The 16,944-nt window shown below is 33.0% G+C and carries 21 protein-coding genes; 10 read left to right on the top strand and 11 right to left on the bottom strand.

All coding sequences use genetic code 11. The annotated features are described in order from the left end of the window. Position 1: 1 nt before the first annotated feature. Positions 2 to 400 (top strand): transcriptional regulator, encoded by a 399-nt coding sequence (locus tag SACI_RS06465; RefSeq protein ID WP_011278189.1) that lies wholly within the window; start codon positions 2 to 4, stop codon positions 398 to 400. Here SACI_RS06465 and SACI_RS06460 read toward each other — a convergent pair. Genes SACI_RS06460 through SACI_RS06445 form a run of 4 tightly spaced genes read right to left on the bottom strand, consistent with a single transcriptional unit; the run spans position 362 to position 4,891 of the window. Then, positions 362 to 1,420, bottom strand: a complete 1,059-nt coding sequence (locus SACI_RS06460; protein ID WP_011278188.1) for a hypothetical protein — start codon at positions 1,418 to 1,420, stop codon at positions 362 to 364. The two genes, SACI_RS06465 and SACI_RS06460, sit on opposite strands and share 39 nt — an antisense overlap. A 52-nt stretch (positions 1,421 to 1,472) precedes the next feature. Beyond that, positions 1,473 to 3,377, bottom strand: a complete 1,905-nt coding sequence (gatE, locus tag SACI_RS06455; protein ID WP_015385605.1) for a Glu-tRNA(Gln) amidotransferase subunit GatE — start codon at positions 3,375 to 3,377, stop codon at positions 1,473 to 1,475. Further along, positions 3,355 to 4,695 (bottom strand): Glu-tRNA(Gln) amidotransferase subunit GatD, encoded by a 1,341-nt coding sequence (gene gatD, locus SACI_RS06450; RefSeq protein ID WP_011278186.1) that lies wholly within the window; start codon positions 4,693 to 4,695, stop codon positions 3,355 to 3,357. The genes gatE and gatD overlap by 23 nt, the downstream gene beginning before the upstream one ends. 31 nt (positions 4,696 to 4,726) lie before the next feature. Further along, positions 4,727 to 4,891 carry a 30S ribosomal protein S30e gene (locus tag SACI_RS06445; protein WP_011278185.1) on the bottom strand — a complete coding sequence of 55 codons (165 nt, stop codon included), beginning with the start codon at positions 4,889 to 4,891 and terminating at the stop codon, positions 4,727 to 4,729. A gap of 60 nt (positions 4,892 to 4,951) precedes the next feature. On the opposite strand from SACI_RS06445, the gene SACI_RS06440 reads away from it, so the two are divergent. The 5 genes from SACI_RS06440 to SACI_RS06420 are packed head-to-tail and all read left to right on the top strand — an operon-like array spanning position 4,952 to position 9,355. Beyond that, complete coding sequence (locus SACI_RS06440) at positions 4,952 to 6,190, top strand: hypothetical protein (protein WP_011278184.1); 1,239 nt, start codon at positions 4,952 to 4,954, stop codon at positions 6,188 to 6,190. After that, positions 6,191 to 6,886, top strand: a complete 696-nt coding sequence (locus SACI_RS06435) for a fibrillarin-like rRNA/tRNA 2'-O-methyltransferase (protein WP_011278183.1) — start codon at positions 6,191 to 6,193, stop codon at positions 6,884 to 6,886. Between the two features lie 4 nt (positions 6,887 to 6,890). Continuing rightward, the gene (locus tag SACI_RS06430) at positions 6,891 to 7,319 is read left to right on the top strand and encodes a DUF61 family protein (protein WP_011278182.1); all 429 of its coding nucleotides are present in this window, start codon (positions 6,891 to 6,893) and stop codon (positions 7,317 to 7,319) included. Beyond that, positions 7,303 to 8,220: a helix-turn-helix domain-containing protein gene (locus tag SACI_RS06425; protein ID WP_011278181.1), complete on the top strand. Its 918-nt coding sequence runs from the start codon at positions 7,303 to 7,305 to the stop codon at positions 8,218 to 8,220. Before SACI_RS06430 ends, SACI_RS06425 begins: the two co-directional genes overlap by 17 nt. Then, positions 8,207 to 9,355, top strand: a complete 1,149-nt coding sequence (locus SACI_RS06420; RefSeq protein ID WP_011278180.1) for a tRNA (guanine(26)-N(2))-dimethyltransferase — start codon at positions 8,207 to 8,209, stop codon at positions 9,353 to 9,355. The genes SACI_RS06425 and SACI_RS06420 overlap by 14 nt, the downstream gene beginning before the upstream one ends. On the opposite strand, the gene SACI_RS06415 is transcribed toward SACI_RS06420, so the two are convergent. From SACI_RS06415 to SACI_RS06405, 3 genes are read right to left on the bottom strand one after another with little or no spacing between them, the layout of a single operon-like run. Next, on the bottom strand, positions 9,332 to 9,748 hold the full coding sequence (locus SACI_RS06415) for a hypothetical protein (protein ID WP_011278179.1): 417 nt from the start codon (positions 9,746 to 9,748) through the stop codon (positions 9,332 to 9,334). The two genes, SACI_RS06420 and SACI_RS06415, sit on opposite strands and share 24 nt — an antisense overlap. 21 nt (positions 9,749 to 9,769) lie before the next feature. Further along, on the bottom strand, positions 9,770 to 10,645 hold the full coding sequence (locus SACI_RS06410) for a transcription initiation factor IIB (RefSeq protein WP_011278178.1): 876 nt from the start codon (positions 10,643 to 10,645) through the stop codon (positions 9,770 to 9,772). Then, a complete protein-coding gene (locus SACI_RS06405; RefSeq protein ID WP_011278177.1) occupies positions 10,642 to 10,914 on the bottom strand; it encodes a Gar1/Naf1 family protein in 273 nt (90 codons plus the stop codon). Before SACI_RS06405 ends, SACI_RS06410 begins: the two co-directional genes overlap by 4 nt. Before the next feature lie 267 nt (positions 10,915 to 11,181). Here SACI_RS06405 and SACI_RS06400 point away from each other — a divergent pair, with 267 nt between their 5' ends. Next, the gene (locus SACI_RS06400; RefSeq protein WP_011278176.1) at positions 11,182 to 12,123 is read left to right on the top strand and encodes a coiled-coil protein; all 942 of its coding nucleotides are present in this window, start codon (positions 11,182 to 11,184) and stop codon (positions 12,121 to 12,123) included. After that, positions 12,095 to 13,156, top strand: a complete 1,062-nt coding sequence (locus SACI_RS06395) for a DUF373 family protein (RefSeq protein WP_011278175.1) — start codon at positions 12,095 to 12,097, stop codon at positions 13,154 to 13,156. Before SACI_RS06400 ends, SACI_RS06395 begins: the two co-directional genes overlap by 29 nt. On the opposite strand, the gene SACI_RS06390 is transcribed toward SACI_RS06395, so the two are convergent. The 3 genes from SACI_RS06390 to SACI_RS06380 all read right to left on the bottom strand — a co-directional run bounded on the left by SACI_RS06390 (position 13,146) and on the right by SACI_RS06380 (position 14,815). Next, positions 13,146 to 13,373, bottom strand: coding sequence for a DUF5622 domain-containing protein (locus SACI_RS06390; RefSeq protein WP_011278174.1), 228 nt, complete (start codon positions 13,371 to 13,373; stop codon positions 13,146 to 13,148). The two genes, SACI_RS06395 and SACI_RS06390, sit on opposite strands and share 11 nt — an antisense overlap. A gap of 29 nt (positions 13,374 to 13,402) precedes the next feature. After that, positions 13,403 to 13,981, bottom strand: a complete 579-nt coding sequence (locus SACI_RS06385; RefSeq protein WP_080504018.1) for a TATA-box-binding protein — start codon at positions 13,979 to 13,981, stop codon at positions 13,403 to 13,405. Positions 13,982 to 14,050: 69 nt separating this feature from the next. Next, the gene (locus SACI_RS06380; RefSeq protein WP_011278172.1) at positions 14,051 to 14,815 is read right to left on the bottom strand and encodes a metallophosphoesterase; all 765 of its coding nucleotides are present in this window, start codon (positions 14,813 to 14,815) and stop codon (positions 14,051 to 14,053) included. A gap of 46 nt (positions 14,816 to 14,861) precedes the next feature. On the opposite strand from SACI_RS06380, the gene dph5 reads away from it, so the two are divergent. Both dph5 and SACI_RS06370 read left to right on the top strand, forming a co-directional pair. Then, entirely contained in the window at positions 14,862 to 15,617 is a 756-nt protein-coding gene (gene dph5, locus SACI_RS06375; RefSeq protein WP_011278171.1) for a diphthine synthase, read from the top strand. Further along, positions 15,602 to 16,288: a DUF357 domain-containing protein gene (locus SACI_RS06370; protein ID WP_011278170.1), complete on the top strand. Its 687-nt coding sequence runs from the start codon at positions 15,602 to 15,604 to the stop codon at positions 16,286 to 16,288. Before dph5 ends, SACI_RS06370 begins: the two co-directional genes overlap by 16 nt. Before the next feature lie 2 nt (positions 16,289 to 16,290). Here SACI_RS06370 and SACI_RS06365 read toward each other — a convergent pair whose 3' ends face one another. After that, positions 16,291 to 16,914, bottom strand: coding sequence for a DUF120 domain-containing protein (locus SACI_RS06365; RefSeq protein ID WP_147127852.1), 624 nt, complete (start codon positions 16,912 to 16,914; stop codon positions 16,291 to 16,293). Positions 16,915 to 16,944 lie beyond the last annotated feature (30 nt).

Raw genomic sequence — 16,944 nt, 5'->3', positions numbered from 1 at the left:
TATGGATATTACATTACCTTGCGAGTATTCGGTAAAGGAGTTATTGCCTGCAATAAGGGCTATTATTGCTGAGAAGCTTGTAGTTGAGAGGAAGATATCTATATATAAAACATCAGAATTGTTAGGAGTTACGCCTGCTGCTATAGAAAATTATATCAAGAAAAAAAGAGGTACTAGTATTCAACAACTGTTAAAAAATGACAGGGAATTTATGGATTTGATAAATATTTTTGTAAATAGGTTGGTTAAGGATGGAAAGAGTGAGGGTGTTGCCTCGTATTACTGTATTCTTTGTACTGAAGGCAAAAAGGTGCTTATGAAAAATGGATATAGTTTAACCCATTGTATGGTTGAGGACTTCTTAGATGGTTATAATTTTCCGTCTCAAAAGAGGATCTAATAGTTTTTTTACTTCTAATTTTACAAATGTTATCCCTAAACTTCTTATTGGTATTTTTACTCTATCAAATTCAGGTTCTAATTCATCAGTAACTTTGCCATGAGAATCTAATATTAGAGCTTTAGTTATTCTGCCTGCTAGACTAAAATCTGATAAAATGGGCTCTTTGTTTAGGTTAACGAGTCCTAATTTTAACTCACCTTTGTCGTAATTAATCCAAAATGGTATGATTCCTGAAGGATATATACTGTAAAGGCTTACTCTATATTTCGGTTTACAATTGAGTTTTATTATAGGTGTTCTAAGGTTCCAAACTATCTCATATGGTTTACTCTCTTTCCAAGTTCTACTTCTCGTTATAATAACCTGACTATCGGCGTTTACAGTTATTGAACCCATATTGTTACTGATAGTTAACTTACTTCCGCTAACGAAAGAGATACAGTTGTCCAGTTCTAACGAGAAGAAGTTTGACTTTCCCTCAACAGAAGAACTACTTGATATGATAAATGGATTTAGATAATAATATTTAGGATTGTAAAAGTTGCTATCTAACTTAATGGTTCCACTTTCTTCTTTAATTAATTCATGATCTCTAAACTGAGGTGTTGTTGTAACTTCCCCCGGTGCCATTATAATTTTCTTGTTTTCAATCCAATCCTTTCTAGTCCATGGAGAGGGATTTAAATATCCTTCACCCTCTTCGCAAGGTATAAGATCCAGTAATAATTTTTGAATACTTTTAGTATCTAAAATAAAATCCCAACCTAGTTGACGTTTTTGTATTGGTGTTCTAATTAGAAATTTCTTGTCATCTAACTCATTTCCATTAGTTTTTATTACGCTTCCGTCCTTCCCTATAATTTCTGCATTATATTTCCATGTAATATTTGATGGAGAAAGATAAGAAATTAATTGGGGTGACTGCTCTAAATCTAATATCTCGTCATCTAACTCAATTTCCCCTATAACAGGGAAGGGAAAATCAGAGGCTACCTTTATTAAATCATCAATTTTCATATGCGGTCAAGCTCATCACTAAATAATCTGACAAATGCCTTTTCATCACTTTTCAGGTTCGGGGGTAATTCTTCATCTTTAGTTTTAATGTATCAACGACTTTTTTACCTTCGGCTCTACCTTTAACTACATTCATTACTTTACCTATTATTACATTAAATGCCTTTTCACCTTTTTGGTTTATAATGTCTTTATTTTCATCTAATATTTTATCAATGATTCTGTTCAATTCTTCATCTGTTATTTTGGCATAATTATCTACAATGTTTCTTATTGGCTTCTTAGAAGTAGAGTAATCTACTAAAATTTCTTGGATAGAATCTTTGCTTATTTTATCATTATATAATGCATTAATTATTTCCTCTATCACTTCATCTGTTATTACACTTATATCTCCACCTTTACTTTTGGCATATTTTATATAATTTTCTAATGTCGTGGCAATTACGATAGGACTCACTTTGGGAGAATATTTTTTGCTAAGCTCCTCAAAAAGATCAAGTCTAGGACTATTTAGTATTTCTGTTGCAAGTTCTTTACTTAGTCCCATTTCTATTAGCTTTCTTAATTTAGTCTCAGGGTTTTCTGGCACAAAACTCTTTGCAAAATTCAAGATACTTTCATCTATTTTAATTGGAATGATGTCAGTTTCTGGATACATTCTTGCCGAGCCTGGCTGAGGTCTCATAAATTTAGTTGTTCCGTCATCTAGGGCAACCCTAGTCTCTTTTGGTACACCAACGAAAGCATATAAAACTCTTTCCTTAATTTTTGTTATAGCTACCTTTAGTTTTTCTTTATCTCCTATTACTAATACAAATCCGTCATTCTCTCCTATGCCTAGTTCTTTTTTAACGCTCTCTACTTCTTCGCTTGTTATTCCATAATTTGGTAATTCATCAGAGTGAAATATTCCGCCAAGTTCTGCTAATGCTCTCACGTAATCTGCTATTTCAGTTCCGAACCTTCTGTTTGGCATCAACTCCCTTCCAAATATTCCCTTGAATCCCTTGAATTTAATTCCGTAAATTAATCCGCCTTTTTCCAGTTCTTTCTTAATTATTTTGCTATTAGTGTTTCTAAACAAATGTGTAAGCTCCAATTCTTTTATCTCGTTTTCAACTATTGTCTTAGATAAACCTCTTTTATTTACTAATTCATCTTTAATCTTAAGTAACTCATATTGTCTTCTTGCTTCATTTTTAATTATTTCAGGTATCAATTCAAGTCTTTGTACTCCTTTTATTTCAGTTTTCACGCCTCCTTGTATTGAAACATTTAAGTCTTGCCTTATTGTCCCTATTCCTCTTTTAACCTTACCTGTTAGTCTCAATAACTGTCCAATTCTAAAAGCTACCTTTTCCGCCTCTTCGGGAGTCGTTATATCAGGAGCTGTGGAAATTTCTATAAGCGGAATACCAAGCCTATCGAGGCTATACATGGTCTCGTTAGCACTCTCGGATATTTTTCTTGCAGCATCTTCTTCCAGTGCAATAGTTTGAATTCCTATCTTCTTCCCTTCTACTATTACTTGACCACCCATGGCTACTATTGAAGTTCTTTGAAATCCAGTAGTGTCTGATCCGTCTATAACAATTTTTCTCATTACGTATATTTCATCTACTATGTTACTTTCAAGAGACATTGCAACTGCTAACACTACAGCTAACGCTTCTCTATTCAAACCATGAGGGGGCTCTTCGTCAGCTTCCACTAGACAAGAGTTGAATGGTATCTGGTATAAGTATTTTTTACCTTTTTGCCACTCAAATAAGGCTGCAGTATCTATTTCTCCTATCTCACTAAATGAAGGTCTTAGATATCTTTGTAAAGTTCCATGGTGCTTTTCATCTAATGTAGTGCTACAATCACAAAAGAGTTTTTTATTAGTATTTAATTGCTGATGTATTTCTAGACCTACTTTAAGCCCTAGCTTACTGTAATCTAATTCTGTCATGGTACCACCTTGGGAACATTTCATAGTGATGAATATAATTTATCTCTCCTGCCAAATTAGTCAACATTATCTCTTTAATTCTATCTAGGTCATTTTCATGTGCTAATGTCCACATTAGCTTTACTAATGCAGTTTCTGGTAGCATGTCTTCTAGAGGTACAACACCTGCTTCCTGTAATAATCTTCCTGTTGTATAAACATTCATATTAACTCGTCCAAAGAGACATTGTGATGTCATACCTATAAATACGCCGTCCTTTGAGGCCTTTTTAAACACTTCATAAAAGTCTGAAGACGTATGCCCTAACCCAGTTCCCTCAATAATGATCCCCCTTATTCCACTTGAAATAAGATGTTCAACCATATCAGGGGAAAGACCAGGATAATATTTCAATAGAAAGACTCTATTATCAAATTTAGCATCTAGAGTGTTTTCTGATTCTTTTGACCTATAATTATCTGACAAAATTTCGATTTTCTTGTCGATATAATGAACTTTTGCAAGAGGAAGATCATTTATCGACTGAAAAGCGTCTCTTCGACTGGTATGCATTTTTCTAACTTTTACCCCTCTATGAACAAGTGTGTAAGTGTCAGAGCTTTCACCATGCATATTTACTACTACCTCTCCAAACGGAGCATTCTTTGCAACAAGGATTGAAGTTAGTAAGTTCATTGAGGAATCACTACTAGGTCTATCACTACTTCTCTGCGATCCTACTAATACTATAGGTCCGGTCATTTTTCTAAAACTAAATGATAATGCTGCTGAAGTATATGCCATTGTGTCAGTACCGTGGGCTATTACTACTCCTTTATTCCCTTTATCCAAGGCTTTCTTAGCTTCTTCAGCAATTTTTATCCAGTATTCTGGTTTCATATTTTCACTTAGAATCGAGAACAAGATTTCTGCGTCAATTCTCGCTATTTCTTTGATCTCTGGCATAAATTCTATTATCTCATCTGGGGTAAGTGCAGGTCTTACAGCACCTGTTTCGTATTCTATCTTACTAACTATAGTACCTCCTGTGCTTATTATCATTACTTCACTATTAGTTGTACTTACAGCTCCCTCTCTTCTTTTCTCTTCTTTTCTCTTCTTTTCTATCAATTTTACGTTTTGTATATTACTTACTGAAATTCCTATGTTGTATCCATTGTCTAACTTCAAAACGATAATATCGTCATTGTTAGAGTACGTAGGCATTATTATGCCTTTAACTTGGATTCCATTCTTTTCTAATTCAATAATATCTCCTACATCGAGGTTATGTTTGGATAAAAATTCCCTTGCTTTACCCCAATAAGTTTCAGGCATTTATAAAAAGAGAGTTACACAAACTAAAAAATTACCTTGCCACTGCTCTACTTTGTTGACCTGACTTTAAGACTCTTTTCTCATACTCTAATCTATTTCTAACCCTAGGAACTTCTTTATGTTTCTCTTTCTTTTGCATTTTAGGTGTTGCGTTTCTTACTTTGCCTGCCTTTGTTAATGAACCGTGCGAAGGCATATATATTAATAGTCAGCGGAAAAATTTAAACTTAAGTAATAATAGAGTAAGTGAGAATTGATGAAGATATATTTAGTGGAACATGCAATAGGATCGTTTGGATATGACGAGAGCGGAAAATTAATAGATTTTGTACCAAATAGTAAAGATATTGGAAAAGTTACTGAAGCTTTAATTGAAAACGAGAAAGGAACACCATTACCGAGCGCAATTGAACTTATAAATAAGCTTAAGCCAGATCAAGTGGTCGTGGAAAATGACGCAGAGGTACCTGCTCTCCAGAAGCTTGGTATTAAGGCTTCTTCAGAGATACGTAATATGGGAACTGAGATATTTAGAGAAAATCTAGTAAATGTAGCTATTCAAACGAAAATAGTGAATTCAGAGGATGAGTTGTACAATTTCCTTTATGAGTTATCAATGGAATATACTAGAAGAAAGTTAAGAGGTGCGGCAAGTAAAAGAGATCTATTAGCAATTCAGGCAATTAGAGCAATAGACGATATAGATAAAACTATTAATTTATTTTCAGAGAGACTAAGAGAATGGTATAGTATTCATTTTCCTGAACTTGATAAGTTAATTGAGGATCATTGGCTCTATGCGAGTATAATTTCCAAATTCGGACATAGGGATAATTTATCAGATACTGGTTTAGAAGAAATAGGTTTAAACAAAGAAAAAATAGAGAAAATAATGAATGCTGCAAAAAACAGCATTGGAGCAGATATAACTGATGTAGACATAAAATCAGTTAAGACGCTAAGTGATATCATATTAAAATTATATGAAGAAAGATTAGAGCTTACTGATTATACGGAGTCAGTAATGCGTGAAGTAGCTCCAAATGTTACTTCGCTGGTTGGACCTACATTAGGTGCCAGGCTTCTAAGTTTAGCCGGAAGTTTAGAAGATTTAGCAAAGATGCCTGCAAGTACTATACAAGTTCTTGGCGCTGAGAAAGCTTTATTTAGGGCTTTAAGAAAGGGCGGAAGACCACCAAAGCACGGTGTGATATTCCAATACCCTGCAATACATAACTCACCCAGATGGCAAAGAGGAAAAATAGCAAGAGCGTTGGCAGCTAAATTAGCTATTGCTGCTAGGGTGGACTACTTCAGCGGAAAATTCATAGGTAATAAGTTAAATGAAGAATTGAAGAAGAGAATAGACGAGATAAGAGAAAAGTATGCTCAACCACCCCCAAGAAAACAAGAGCAAAAAGTGGAACAGAAAGGTAAAAAAGAGAGAAAGAATAAGAAGGATAAGAGAAGAGGTAAAAAAGAGGGAAGGAGATAAATGTCTGAAATCGAAAAAGTTACAAAGACGCAATTCGATAATGTATATGAATGCATATTTAATGATGGGACTACTAGATTATGTACTAAAAACTTATCACCTGGTCACAATGTTTATGGTGAAAGATTAATAAAGTATGGTGGAGTTGAGTATAGAGAATGGAATGCATTTAGAAGCAAGCTTGCGGGAGCTATAGTTAAAGGTCTAAAATATAATCCTATAGTGAAGGGTTCAAAAATTCTGTATTTAGGTGCTGCATCTGGAACAACTCCGAGCCATATATCAGATATTGTTGAATTACAGGGTAAAGTATATAGTGTAGAATTCTCCCCGAGAGTAATTAGAGAATTACTTCTTGTTGCTCAGTATAGACCTAATATGTTTCCTATTCTTGCAGATGCAAGATTTCCGCAATATTATAAGTCATTAGTTGAGAATGTAGACATAGTTTATGTCGATATAGCTCAGCCCAACGAGACTGAAATAGCAATGTATAATGCTAGATTCTTTCTAAAGAAGAATGGGTATATGATGATTGCAATAAAATCAAGAAGCATAGATGTTACCAAAGATCCTAGGGAGATTTATAATGCAGAAGCTAAGAAGTTGGAAGATGCTGGTTTTGACATTAGAGAGGTTCTTGAATTAGATCCCTACGATAAAGACCACGCCATGATAGTAGTAAAGTATAAGTGATCTGATGATAGATAAGGTTTTTGATCTTGGCTTCAAAAGCTTACTTTCTTATTATCCTGATGAATTTGTTACCTTAAAAGACGCATTGAACGGCAAACTCAGCATAAGATTAAAAAGTAAAGATTTGAGACATAGGTTTGATAAGTTAGAAGTTGAAAAATTATCACAAGTTCTTCCTATATACTTATGGGATTTAGTCAAATTGCCATTCATTGTTGTTAAGACTTTAAATACTGGAGAGTATGCGGTAAGTGGAAGTCAGTGGGAAGTGAGGTCTTTATCTATTATATTACAAAAAGAAATCAAAAATACTTTTTTAAGCACAGGTGATGTGGAAAAACTTATAAAAGAATATAAGTCACTGATATTCATAACAATAAGTAGTGTAGGAAATATTATAACAGAGGAAGGCAGGGATGGTTACTATTTCTGATGTGGCAAATTTGCTGAGTAGGAATACAATAAATTATTCAATAATAGATTATCCTGAGAAGAAGAAATCAATAGATATAATAACTGAAGAGCAAAATGATAAAAGAAGAATTCTAGTACTTAAAATAAATAATTCTACTAGTGATAGAAGAAATTTTAGAATTCTCTTTGATCTGAAGAAAATCTCAGAGGTAACCGAAAGCCTTCCTTTAATAATAGATGATAACATTGAGGACGATGTTGTATCTGAAAAAGATGGAGTATTCAGTATGAATCTCTATACCCTGGAAAGATCTTTAAGGGGAGAGAAAATATTCTTGCTTAAAACTAGAGGAGGAATATTTGTCAGAGTGGATTCTAAGAAATTGAGAGAAAAAAGAGAAGAGAAGAACATGAGCTTAGGAGAGTTATCTCAGAGATTAGGAGTATCTAGGATATCTGTCTATGATTACGAGAAAGAGGACTCATATGTTTCTATTGAAGTAGCTGAGAAGCTGATTGAGATTTTTGGGGATGAGGTTATAGGTGATATAATCAAAGATTATGATAGCAATACAAAAAAGAAAAAGGAGTTACAATCTGACTATAATGAAGAAGTAAAGATATTGGAGAAATTAGACAGAGTATTATCTGATGCCAATTATAAGACCGTGAAATTCAACTTTACTGCAATAGACATGGCTGCAATTAAGGGTTCTGAGAAACTTATCTTTTGTACTGAGGTTAATACACTAGCTAATTCATTAAAGAAATTTAATGAAGCCAATAAAATAGCCTCTAAAATTAATGCAAAGTTGCTAGTTATAGCTAAGTCTTCTAAAACCTCTAAGGTATATGAAAAGGAGAATTTTAATGTGTATATTTATAACGATATAGATAAGGTCGTAGATGAGTCTAGTTGAAATAATTGAGGGAAAGGCTAGAATTTTAATTCCTAACTATAAAGATTATATGAAGGATGGAAAATTTGATCCCAGTTGGGCGCCAGTATTTTATAATCCTAAAATGATCTTAAATCGAGATTTAAGCGTATTAGCTGCTAATGTTGTTAAGCCTAAATCTTTAATTGATGGTCTTTCAGCAACCGGAGTAAGAGGAATAAGGTATGGTCTAGAAATTAATGGTGTAGAAGAGATAATATTAAATGATATAGACAGTGATGCAGTAGAGCTTATAAAGAAAAATGTTAAGATTAACGATCTAGAAAGTAGGGCTAAAATATATAATAATAACATCAACTCGTTGTTACATGAGATAAAAGTAGATTACGTAGATATTGACCCTTTCGGATCGCCTGCACCATTTTTGTTAAGCTCATTTAGTGCAGCGAAATCAAAACAATACGTTGCTATAACTGCTACAGATCTTGCGGCGCTTATGTGCAGTTCTAAAACCTCAGCCAGAAGAAAGTATGGACTAATATGTAATAAAATGAGTTTTTCGCGTGAGTTAGGTCTTAGAGGACTAATATCTAAGGCAATAACAGAAGCAGCAGTGGTTGAAAAGGCTGTTACCCCAGTTTTTTCCTTTTATAATGACTATTATTACCGGGTTATTTTCAAGGTGGAACGTGGAGCAAAAAAGGTAGATAGGCAACTTTCGAAGCTCGTGTATTATTATGAATGTCCTAAATGTGGATATAGGATTGAAAGTGAATATTTGCAGCAAATGAAATGTACGAATTGCAATTTAGTTATGCAGACTTATGGTCCAGCGTATAAAGAATCACTAGTAGATTATGAGTTTTTAAATAATATGATTTCGGAACTAGACAAATTTAGTTATTTTCAGACATTTAGTAAACTCAAATCTATTTTATTAACCATTAAAGATGAAAGTAAGTATAGCGAAAATTATTATAGAATAGATTTTCTAGCCTCCTTGGCTAGAGTTAATGTTCCACGGAGAGATAATGTTATTAATTGTTTAGTCGATGCATCAAGAACACACTTAGATCCTTTAGGAGTTAAAACAAGTAAAAACTTGGATGAGATTAAAGAGTGTATTAAGAAGTTATCCAGCAGAAACACTAGTTAAGATATATTTAGACAAAATAGAACAAGAAGACGGAGTTGTAATTCCTCCATTTCCACACTTACTTAAGTTTTTACATGTAAAGCACGGTACTTCAACTATATTTTCTAATTTCACATAAATTACTATTCTTTCTTCTTCGTTCGGAAATAGTTTTATAACATTCTTTCCATTTTCTTTAATTGACTTTTTCTTAATCTTTTTCTGTTCAATTAGTTTCTTAATAACTGTATTTGCGACCCGTGCATCTAGACCCAAATTTTTTATTAAATCCCTTTGTGGGATTCCTTTATCACCAGCCTCTTTTATTTTCTGATAAATAAGTTCTTCATATGATGAACTACTGAGTTCCAATCTAAAATCACCAGAGCCAAATAATATATTCTCTTTCCCCATTTATTTACTTTATTTCCGACTTCAAAGCTTTACTTCTATGTCAAAAGCCTTTATAATCTCTCTATATCTGTTCCTTATTGTTACTTCTGTTATGCTCAAACTATCAGCTATTTCTTTTTGAGTTTTCTTTACATCCATTAAAGTACTTATAAGATACACACTGGCAGCCGCAAGTGCTGTATAACCTTTACCGCTGGTTAATCCGTTTTTATACATAATATCTACTAACTCTGAAGCCTTTGTTGAGACATATGCAGGTAATCCCAATCTTTCTGTTATTTTAGGAATATATTCTATCGGAGTAACGTTCGGCTTTACTTTGACACTCTTAGCAACCTCTTGTACCTTCTCAAGAGCTTTCCATAAATCCGCCTGTGATAAGCTATAGAGTGTTTTTATTTCATTAAGCAATTTGGGAATCCTATTTACCTGGCAAGAATAGTATATGACCGCTGCTATTAACGCATACATTTCTACCCTTTTAGCCTTACCTTCTTCTATTAATCGTCTTATTAGTATTGACGCGGTTTCTTTAACGTGTTCAGGCAAGTTTAATTTCGATGCTTCACTGTTTAGGACTGATAGATAAGTAACTAATTTCCTCTCTCTTGCACTTACTCTAATTTTATTTTGCATTAATCTTAGCTTATGTACTTTTATTCGGTCTTTGATTTTAGTATATCCTATTTTAGTAGTTATACCAAAGTCATGTACTTTGGCTGTTAGAGGAGAACCTGTTCTTTCTCTTTCTACTTTGTCTTCGGTAGTATATGCTCTCCATTCTGGTCCTTGATCTATTAGTGGTTCATCGTCTACAGATGCGCAATTAATACAAACATATATTCCTCTTTCTCTATCAAAGATAAGACTCTCACTGCCACAGATTTTACATTTCATCTTCTTCTCCTCCCTTTCTCCACTATTTCTATAAATAATTTCCCACTTGGTTCTCTCTTTGTTAATGGATAAGCCAATATATATGGAGCTTTAACATTACCAATTACATCGAGAATTTTAGCTACTCTATTCCCTTTTTCATCTAGTATTACCTTACCTGTATATTCTTGTTTACTAAAGTCTATTTGTTTATTTCCAAAAATTATCCATTTGTCCTTTAGAGTCTTTTTGTAGAACCGACCAGCTTCAACAAGCTTTATTTGTTTCACATTATTAAACTCGCATTTTGTATATTAGATAATATTTATAATAATACCACCTAAATTTAGGGCGTGGTATTACGGTGCTTAGGATTGAAATTATGGGTTTTATGGTTTATTAATATCTAATAAAGTGGCTAATACAAAATATCTGTGAAAATAGTAAGAGTCTATTTCAGAGATTAGTGTGATTTATAGTAAGGTTCATTCTAAATGCGATGCTCCCTTATATCTAATGGATAAATATATAACTTTCCTACCTTATACTTTCTGTGAATGTCAAAAGCGACATCATCTTCAGAAGACGAAATTCAAGAAAGGTATTCTAAAGCTGTAGAAGAACTAAGGAAATTTAAATCAGAAAAATTACAGTTGATAGATGAGGTCAAGAAGCTTAAGCAAAAAAGAAGAGAGAAAGTAGAAAAACTAAAGTCTATTCGACAGCAGTTGCAACAAATAAGAGAAGAGATCAAATCTAAAATTAATGAAATAACCCAACTAAAGTCACAGAGACAGAATCTCATTCAAATTATAGGAGAAATTAAGAAAGAGTTTGAAGAACTAAAGAATGTTACGAAAGTAAAAGATAAGTTAGATCCTGCAGCCATAAGTAGAAGAATTGAGCAATTAGAATGGAGGCTTCAAACATCAACTCTCACTCTAGAGGAAGAGAAAAAAATAATAATTAAAATAGCTGAGCTGGAGAGGAAACTAGAAGTAGCGAAAAAGGTTGCACAGATTAAAGAGAAAAATACAGAAAATAGAGCAGAGTTATTGGCAAAGAGAGTTGAGCTGTCTACTATAAGGCAAAAGATGCTTGAATTAAGCCAACAGATAAAGAGTAAAAAGGAACTTCTTCAGAAACTTAAGTCTGAAAGAGATGTTATACAGAAAGAGCTTGAAGATCTAAACACTAAAATACAAGATTTGAACAAGAGAATTGACGAGCTAACAGCCAAGGTAAACGAGAAGGGAAATGAAATTGGTCGTATAAAAGAGGAATTAAAGAAAAGAAGGGAAGAAGTTAGAAATATGAACGTGACAGACTTATATGAGCAGCAATTAAGGAGTACAATAAACTCAGAAGCTTTGGAAAACAAGAGAAAACAGGTTGAAGAGAAGCTTAAAAACAATAAGAGACTTTCCTTTGATGAACTTTTAATCCTCTATTATAATAAGGATAATAGTGATGGACAAACTAATAGTGATATACGTTGATATTGATGATGATCTAGGAAGTATTGGGATTTCTACACCAGTGATTGGCCAAGAGGAAGTAGCTAAGGCTATAAGAATAGCAGAAGAGAAAATACCGACAGATTCCGATCTTAATACGCTGTTAGTAGCCTATAATATATATAATAAGATTAGAAGTGAAGGCTCTGATGTAGAGATCGCGTTAATATCTGGGTCTCAAAAGGGTTCCTTAGAAAGCCAACTTGCATTTACGGAAAAGCTTGATATGGTAATAAAAGCTGTAAATCCTACTAAAGCTATTATAGTTTATGATAGCCCAGAGGATGCTAAAGCTATACCTATAATAGAATCTAGGTTGCAGGTTGCTGGAATAGAAAGAGTTCTAGTTGAGCAGTATAGATCTGTAGAGGAAACATATGTTTTATTGGGTAGATATATAAAAAAGGCTCTTTCTGAACCTCGATTTTCTAAGATATTTTTAGGTGTCCCCGGTGTAATTCTTCTGATAATAGGTCTTCTTTCAATACTAAATTTAACTTCATATGCGACGCCTGTCGTGCTAATTATCATAGGCGCTGCATTTATAATTAGAGGTTTAAGGTTAGACGAAACAGTAGAAGAGTTATGGAAAAGTTCTTCCATAATGGTTGTAGTTTCAATTATTTTTATATTTTCTGTGATATTGGGCATAGTTTACGGGTATTCTGTATTTACTACATTAAAGTCCTATAATTTATTAGGAGTTCTCCAGGTATTATTTTCTATTATGCCATTCTTGATATTCGGGATAGTAGTATTATTTGGAGGAAGAGCAGTAACTAAGCTTCTAGATAGAAATATAAGAGTATGGCATGATATTTATAGAATTATAACAACTGTAGTGATATATTATATGATGGTTACAATATATAAAAGTATAGGTAGTAGTCTTCAGGTATTGCAACTTCAAATAATTTATTCGTTATCTATAACCACAATAGTGCTGATAGGAATTTATATTCTATTAATATTATTAGAAAAATATAAATTTAATAATCCTTCAACTACTTCTTAGAGGAAGAAAGCTTAAGTTTTAACTTATCCTTTACTTCTGCAGGTAAATCTTCATATTTTATTACTTTAGCGTTTCTAGGTAATTTAATTGATATTTTGTCTAATATTACATACGCCTCAGGATTGTTATTTTCACTCCTGGATTTCAGGAATCTAACTTTCAAAAATTTTTTCTGATCTCCAATATCAACGTACACGTATTTCTGATGCTTAAGCATACTCAATCACGTTTATTACGAATTCAATCTTAAAATTCTAACTCTTCTTCTTCAACGGGCTTTACACAATCTAACTCTACCAGTTTATCGAATATTTTTTTAACAGCCTTATGAACTTCATCTTCTCTCTTAGCTCCTGTAATAACCATTTTACCACTGCTAAAAATTAATAGAACAACTCTGGGCTCATCCATTCTATATATTAGACCTGGGAACTGCTCTGGTTCGTACATGTTATTCTCTAGCAGGAATGCTGCTTTATCAAGGTTAACTATAACGTGCAGATTAGCTGATGCGACTATGTTTTGTATTTGTATCTTAGGTTTTCCTGTTAGTTGCATTCCATATTTTTTAAGGGTTTTTATAATTCGTTTTACAGCCTTTATTAGCTCATCTGTACTTTTAGCTCCAGTAACGACCATTTTTCCTGATTTAAATATTAATGAGGTTATCTTGGGAGATTCAAGCCTAAATATTAATCCTGGGAATTGATCAGGATCATATTCAACGTTTGGTACGCTTCTTTCCATCGCATATAAATCCAATGTTTGATCCAAAGTCACTGTGGCAACGATATTCTCTATATTTACGACTGCTTTATACGGGATCTCATCAGGTATAATATATCACCTTACTCAATATTTATAAAACCTATATTTATAAATAGCTACTTTCTCTTAAACCATCGAGTGAATAATATCTTTAAGTAATCCTAGTTCTGGAAACTCCATAATACCTTGCCCTTCCACTATTACGTAAGGTCGTGCTTTTTCTAAAATAGAATGTTCTCTCATAATAGGGGACATATAAGTGGAGTGAGATAAGGTAACATCATTACCTGACTGATAGGTACCTGTAGCGGGTAAAACTATAACTGTACTGTTATTTCTCAATGGTACTTTAAGGAAACATTGTAATTTTCTTGCAAATCCTAGTCTATCTTTTATACTTAATCGTGGGTGCTCATGACCTATAATATATACTTTATTTTCGTTCTCCTGCATGTTAATTCTCTTATGCCCATGAAATATTGATATATCATTAACGTTAATATCTTCAACTAATTCCACATTACTGAATTTTTCTGTTACTGCTGAAATATAATTGTCATGATTGCCCTTTACTATTTTAACTTCTATTTTGTTTTCATTTAATTCAGTAAGAATTTCCGTTAATTCGTCTCTTTCTTGCTTGGTTATCTTGTTAAATGTGTGCTTAAAATCTCCATTAATAATTAGTTTATTTGTTTTAAAGTAGTTTAAGGCTTTTCTATATATCGTAAGGAACCTTTTTTTCTGAACCTTCGGAATGTATATTCCCTTATTAGCCATCTCCTGCTCAAAGCCTATGTGAACATCAGATAATATTACAGCATTAAGTGGCTTAATATAAAGTATAGGTAAATCTTCAGCTATGTAAATATCATTAAATATACTTATCATCTGGTATTACTAAAATCTTATATCTTATAAATTTCCGTATTAACAAGTGGGTGTACTTAAGCTCATAGGTTTAGGGTTATCATATAAATTTATCACTGAAATAGCGTTGAATGAACTGAGAACCTCAGACGTTGTTTATGCAGATACTTATACTTCATTAACTTGTGGCGATCTAATAAGTAGATTGCATCAACTAGGTATAAATCCTATACCAGTTGGCAGAGATTTTATAGAGAATAACTACAAGAAAATATTAGAATTGTTAGATCAGGGTAAGAGTGTAGGAATTGCTGTTATAGGTGATCCAATGATAGCTACGACTCATATAAGTTTAGTTACTGAGGCTAGAACTAAAGGTCATCAGGTAAGTATAATTCCTGGCGTTTCAGTTCATTGCTATATTATTTCGAAAAGCATGTTATCATCGTACAAATTTGGTAAGTCGGTAACTATAATATCATCAACCGATTATGGCAAAATTGACACAACTCCTTACAAAGTGTTAAAGGAAAACTTGGAAAGAAACCTTCATACTATATTTTATTTAGAACCTAATATGAGTGCGAGGGATGCAGTTTCACTGCTTTTACAAATGGAAAAGATTGAAGAACAGGGGATAATTAATGAAGATTCACTTATCATAGTAGGTCAACATCTAGGATGTGATGATGAAGAAATAGTCAGCCTTAAAATTAAGGAAATAGCAAAATATAATCTAAAGTCCCCGCCACATATAATAATATTTCCTTCAAAATCCTTACATTATATGGAGATAGAGGGTCTAAAATGGTTGATGAAATAGCTGATAGAGTGAGGAAATACATACAAGGAATGGAGGATAGGCTATCTAAGATATCGCCAGAAATTATACAGAAATATGAAAAAATATATAACTTAGCAAAGCTATATGTCGAAGATGCTAAGTATTATCTTAGTGTAAACGATAAAGTAACCGCATTGGTAGATGTGGTTTACGCAGAGGGTTTACTTGATGCGATAATCGAAATGGAGAACCTAGACATCGAGAGACAAGTATCTAAGAGGGTATTTGTAGCCGGTACTTTCGATATTTTACATCCTGGGCATATAGCTTTTCTACGTGAAGCGTCTAAGTATGGTAGAGTATATGTTGCAGTCGCGAGGGATAAAAACAGTGAAAAGATAAAGGGAAGAAAGCCAATAAATGACGAGAATCAGCGATTAGAAGTTATTAAAAGTGTAAAATACGTATATGATGCGTTTCTAGGGGATGAAAAAGATTTTCTAAAGAGTGTGGAAAGGGTTAAACCAAATATTATAGTTTTAGGACCAGATCAGAAGGTTGATGAACAAAAACTTATTGATGATCTTAAGAATAGAGGTGTTATAGTTGAAAAGATAGTTAGAATACCGTCAAGGATAAATAATTGGGCTCATTCGAGTACATCATCAATAATAAACGAGGTACTAAAAAGATATTGTAATTCAACTTAATATCATAAATAAACTTCTATTTCTATTTCGTCTCCGTCTTCTAATTCTAGTTTCTCTCTAAGTTTATGAGGAGATAATAATTCTACAACACTCTTTGGGTGGGTGGTTCTAGTTGGGATTACAACAGCAACAGGAGAAACTGAATTTATGGATGCTGGAAATGCTTTAACGCTCCCTAAAACTCTATTTGGTTCCTTATGCTCTGGTATTAAAATACCCCTACTTAGATCTAAAAGAAGCCTGTTCTCCATAGATATTCTATCGTATATTACGGCATTTAGCGTGCCAGGATAAGGCTGAAATCCTAGAAACTTATTGAATGCCTCCATGTAATATGGAAGGGATACAAATATTCTCCCTTCACCAAGTCCTGAAGTGACTTTTGCCTTTATTTTTACTATCCTGTTTTTTGCAAATAAGTCTACTAAAGATTCTGCACATTCTCTAAGCATTTTTTCTCCCTCATCTGTTAGTTTTATCAATTCGCCTTCTTTAAGTAATGTTCTGGTTATTATTCCACTATCCTCTAACTCCTTTAGTTTTCTTGATACCGTCTGTTGTGAAATACCTAGACTCTTTGCAACCTCGGATTGTACAATTATCTTGTTTATAGTATAATTTAAAATTAATATATTTTCACAAGTAATTTGGGCTTT

It is taken from the genome of Sulfolobus acidocaldarius DSM 639 (assembly GCF_000012285.1).
Lineage (GTDB): Archaea > Thermoproteota > Thermoprotei_A > Sulfolobales > Sulfolobaceae > Sulfolobus > Sulfolobus acidocaldarius.
This window is presented reverse-complemented; position numbering and strand designations above follow the sequence as displayed.

Excerpts from the sequence above, each read along its gene's own strand:
- SACI_RS06430 (WP_011278182.1), top strand. The coding sequence starts at position 6,891 with ATGATAGATAAGGTTTTTGATCTTGGCTTCAAAAGCTTACTTTCTTAT.
- SACI_RS06400 (WP_011278176.1), top strand. The coding sequence starts at position 11,182 with ATGTCAAAAGCGACATCATCTTCAGAAGACGAAATTCAAGAAAGGTAT.
- SACI_RS06420 (WP_011278180.1), top strand. The coding sequence starts at position 8,207 with ATGAGTCTAGTTGAAATAATTGAGGGAAAGGCTAGAATTTTAATTCCT.
- SACI_RS06380 (WP_011278172.1), bottom strand. The coding sequence starts at position 14,815 with ATGATAAGTATATTTAATGATATTTACATAGCTGAAGATTTACCTATA.
- SACI_RS06425 (WP_011278181.1), top strand. The coding sequence starts at position 7,303 with ATGGTTACTATTTCTGATGTGGCAAATTTGCTGAGTAGGAATACAATA.
- gatD (WP_011278186.1), bottom strand. The coding sequence starts at position 4,695 with ATGCCTGAAACTTATTGGGGTAAAGCAAGGGAATTTTTATCCAAACAT.
- SACI_RS06370 (WP_011278170.1), top strand. The coding sequence starts at position 15,602 with ATGGTTGATGAAATAGCTGATAGAGTGAGGAAATACATACAAGGAATG.
- SACI_RS06460 (WP_011278188.1), bottom strand. The coding sequence starts at position 1,420 with ATGAAAATTGATGATTTAATAAAGGTAGCCTCTGATTTTCCCTTCCCT.
- SACI_RS06390 (WP_011278174.1), bottom strand. The coding sequence starts at position 13,373 with ATGCTTAAGCATCAGAAATACGTGTACGTTGATATTGGAGATCAGAAA.
- SACI_RS06465 (WP_011278189.1), top strand. The coding sequence starts at position 2 with ATGGATATTACATTACCTTGCGAGTATTCGGTAAAGGAGTTATTGCCT.
- gatE (WP_015385605.1), bottom strand. The coding sequence starts at position 3,377 with ATGACAGAATTAGATTACAGTAAGCTAGGGCTTAAAGTAGGTCTAGAA.
- SACI_RS06410 (WP_011278178.1), bottom strand. The coding sequence starts at position 10,645 with ATGAAATGTAAAATCTGTGGCAGTGAGAGTCTTATCTTTGATAGAGAA.
- SACI_RS06445 (WP_011278185.1), bottom strand. The coding sequence starts at position 4,891 with ATGCCTTCGCACGGTTCATTAACAAAGGCAGGCAAAGTAAGAAACGCA.
- SACI_RS06395 (WP_011278175.1), top strand. The coding sequence starts at position 12,095 with ATGGACAAACTAATAGTGATATACGTTGATATTGATGATGATCTAGGA.
- SACI_RS06415 (WP_011278179.1), bottom strand. The coding sequence starts at position 9,748 with ATGGGGAAAGAGAATATATTATTTGGCTCTGGTGATTTTAGATTGGAA.
- SACI_RS06435 (WP_011278183.1), top strand. The coding sequence starts at position 6,191 with ATGTCTGAAATCGAAAAAGTTACAAAGACGCAATTCGATAATGTATAT.
- SACI_RS06440 (WP_011278184.1), top strand. The coding sequence starts at position 4,952 with ATGAAGATATATTTAGTGGAACATGCAATAGGATCGTTTGGATATGAC.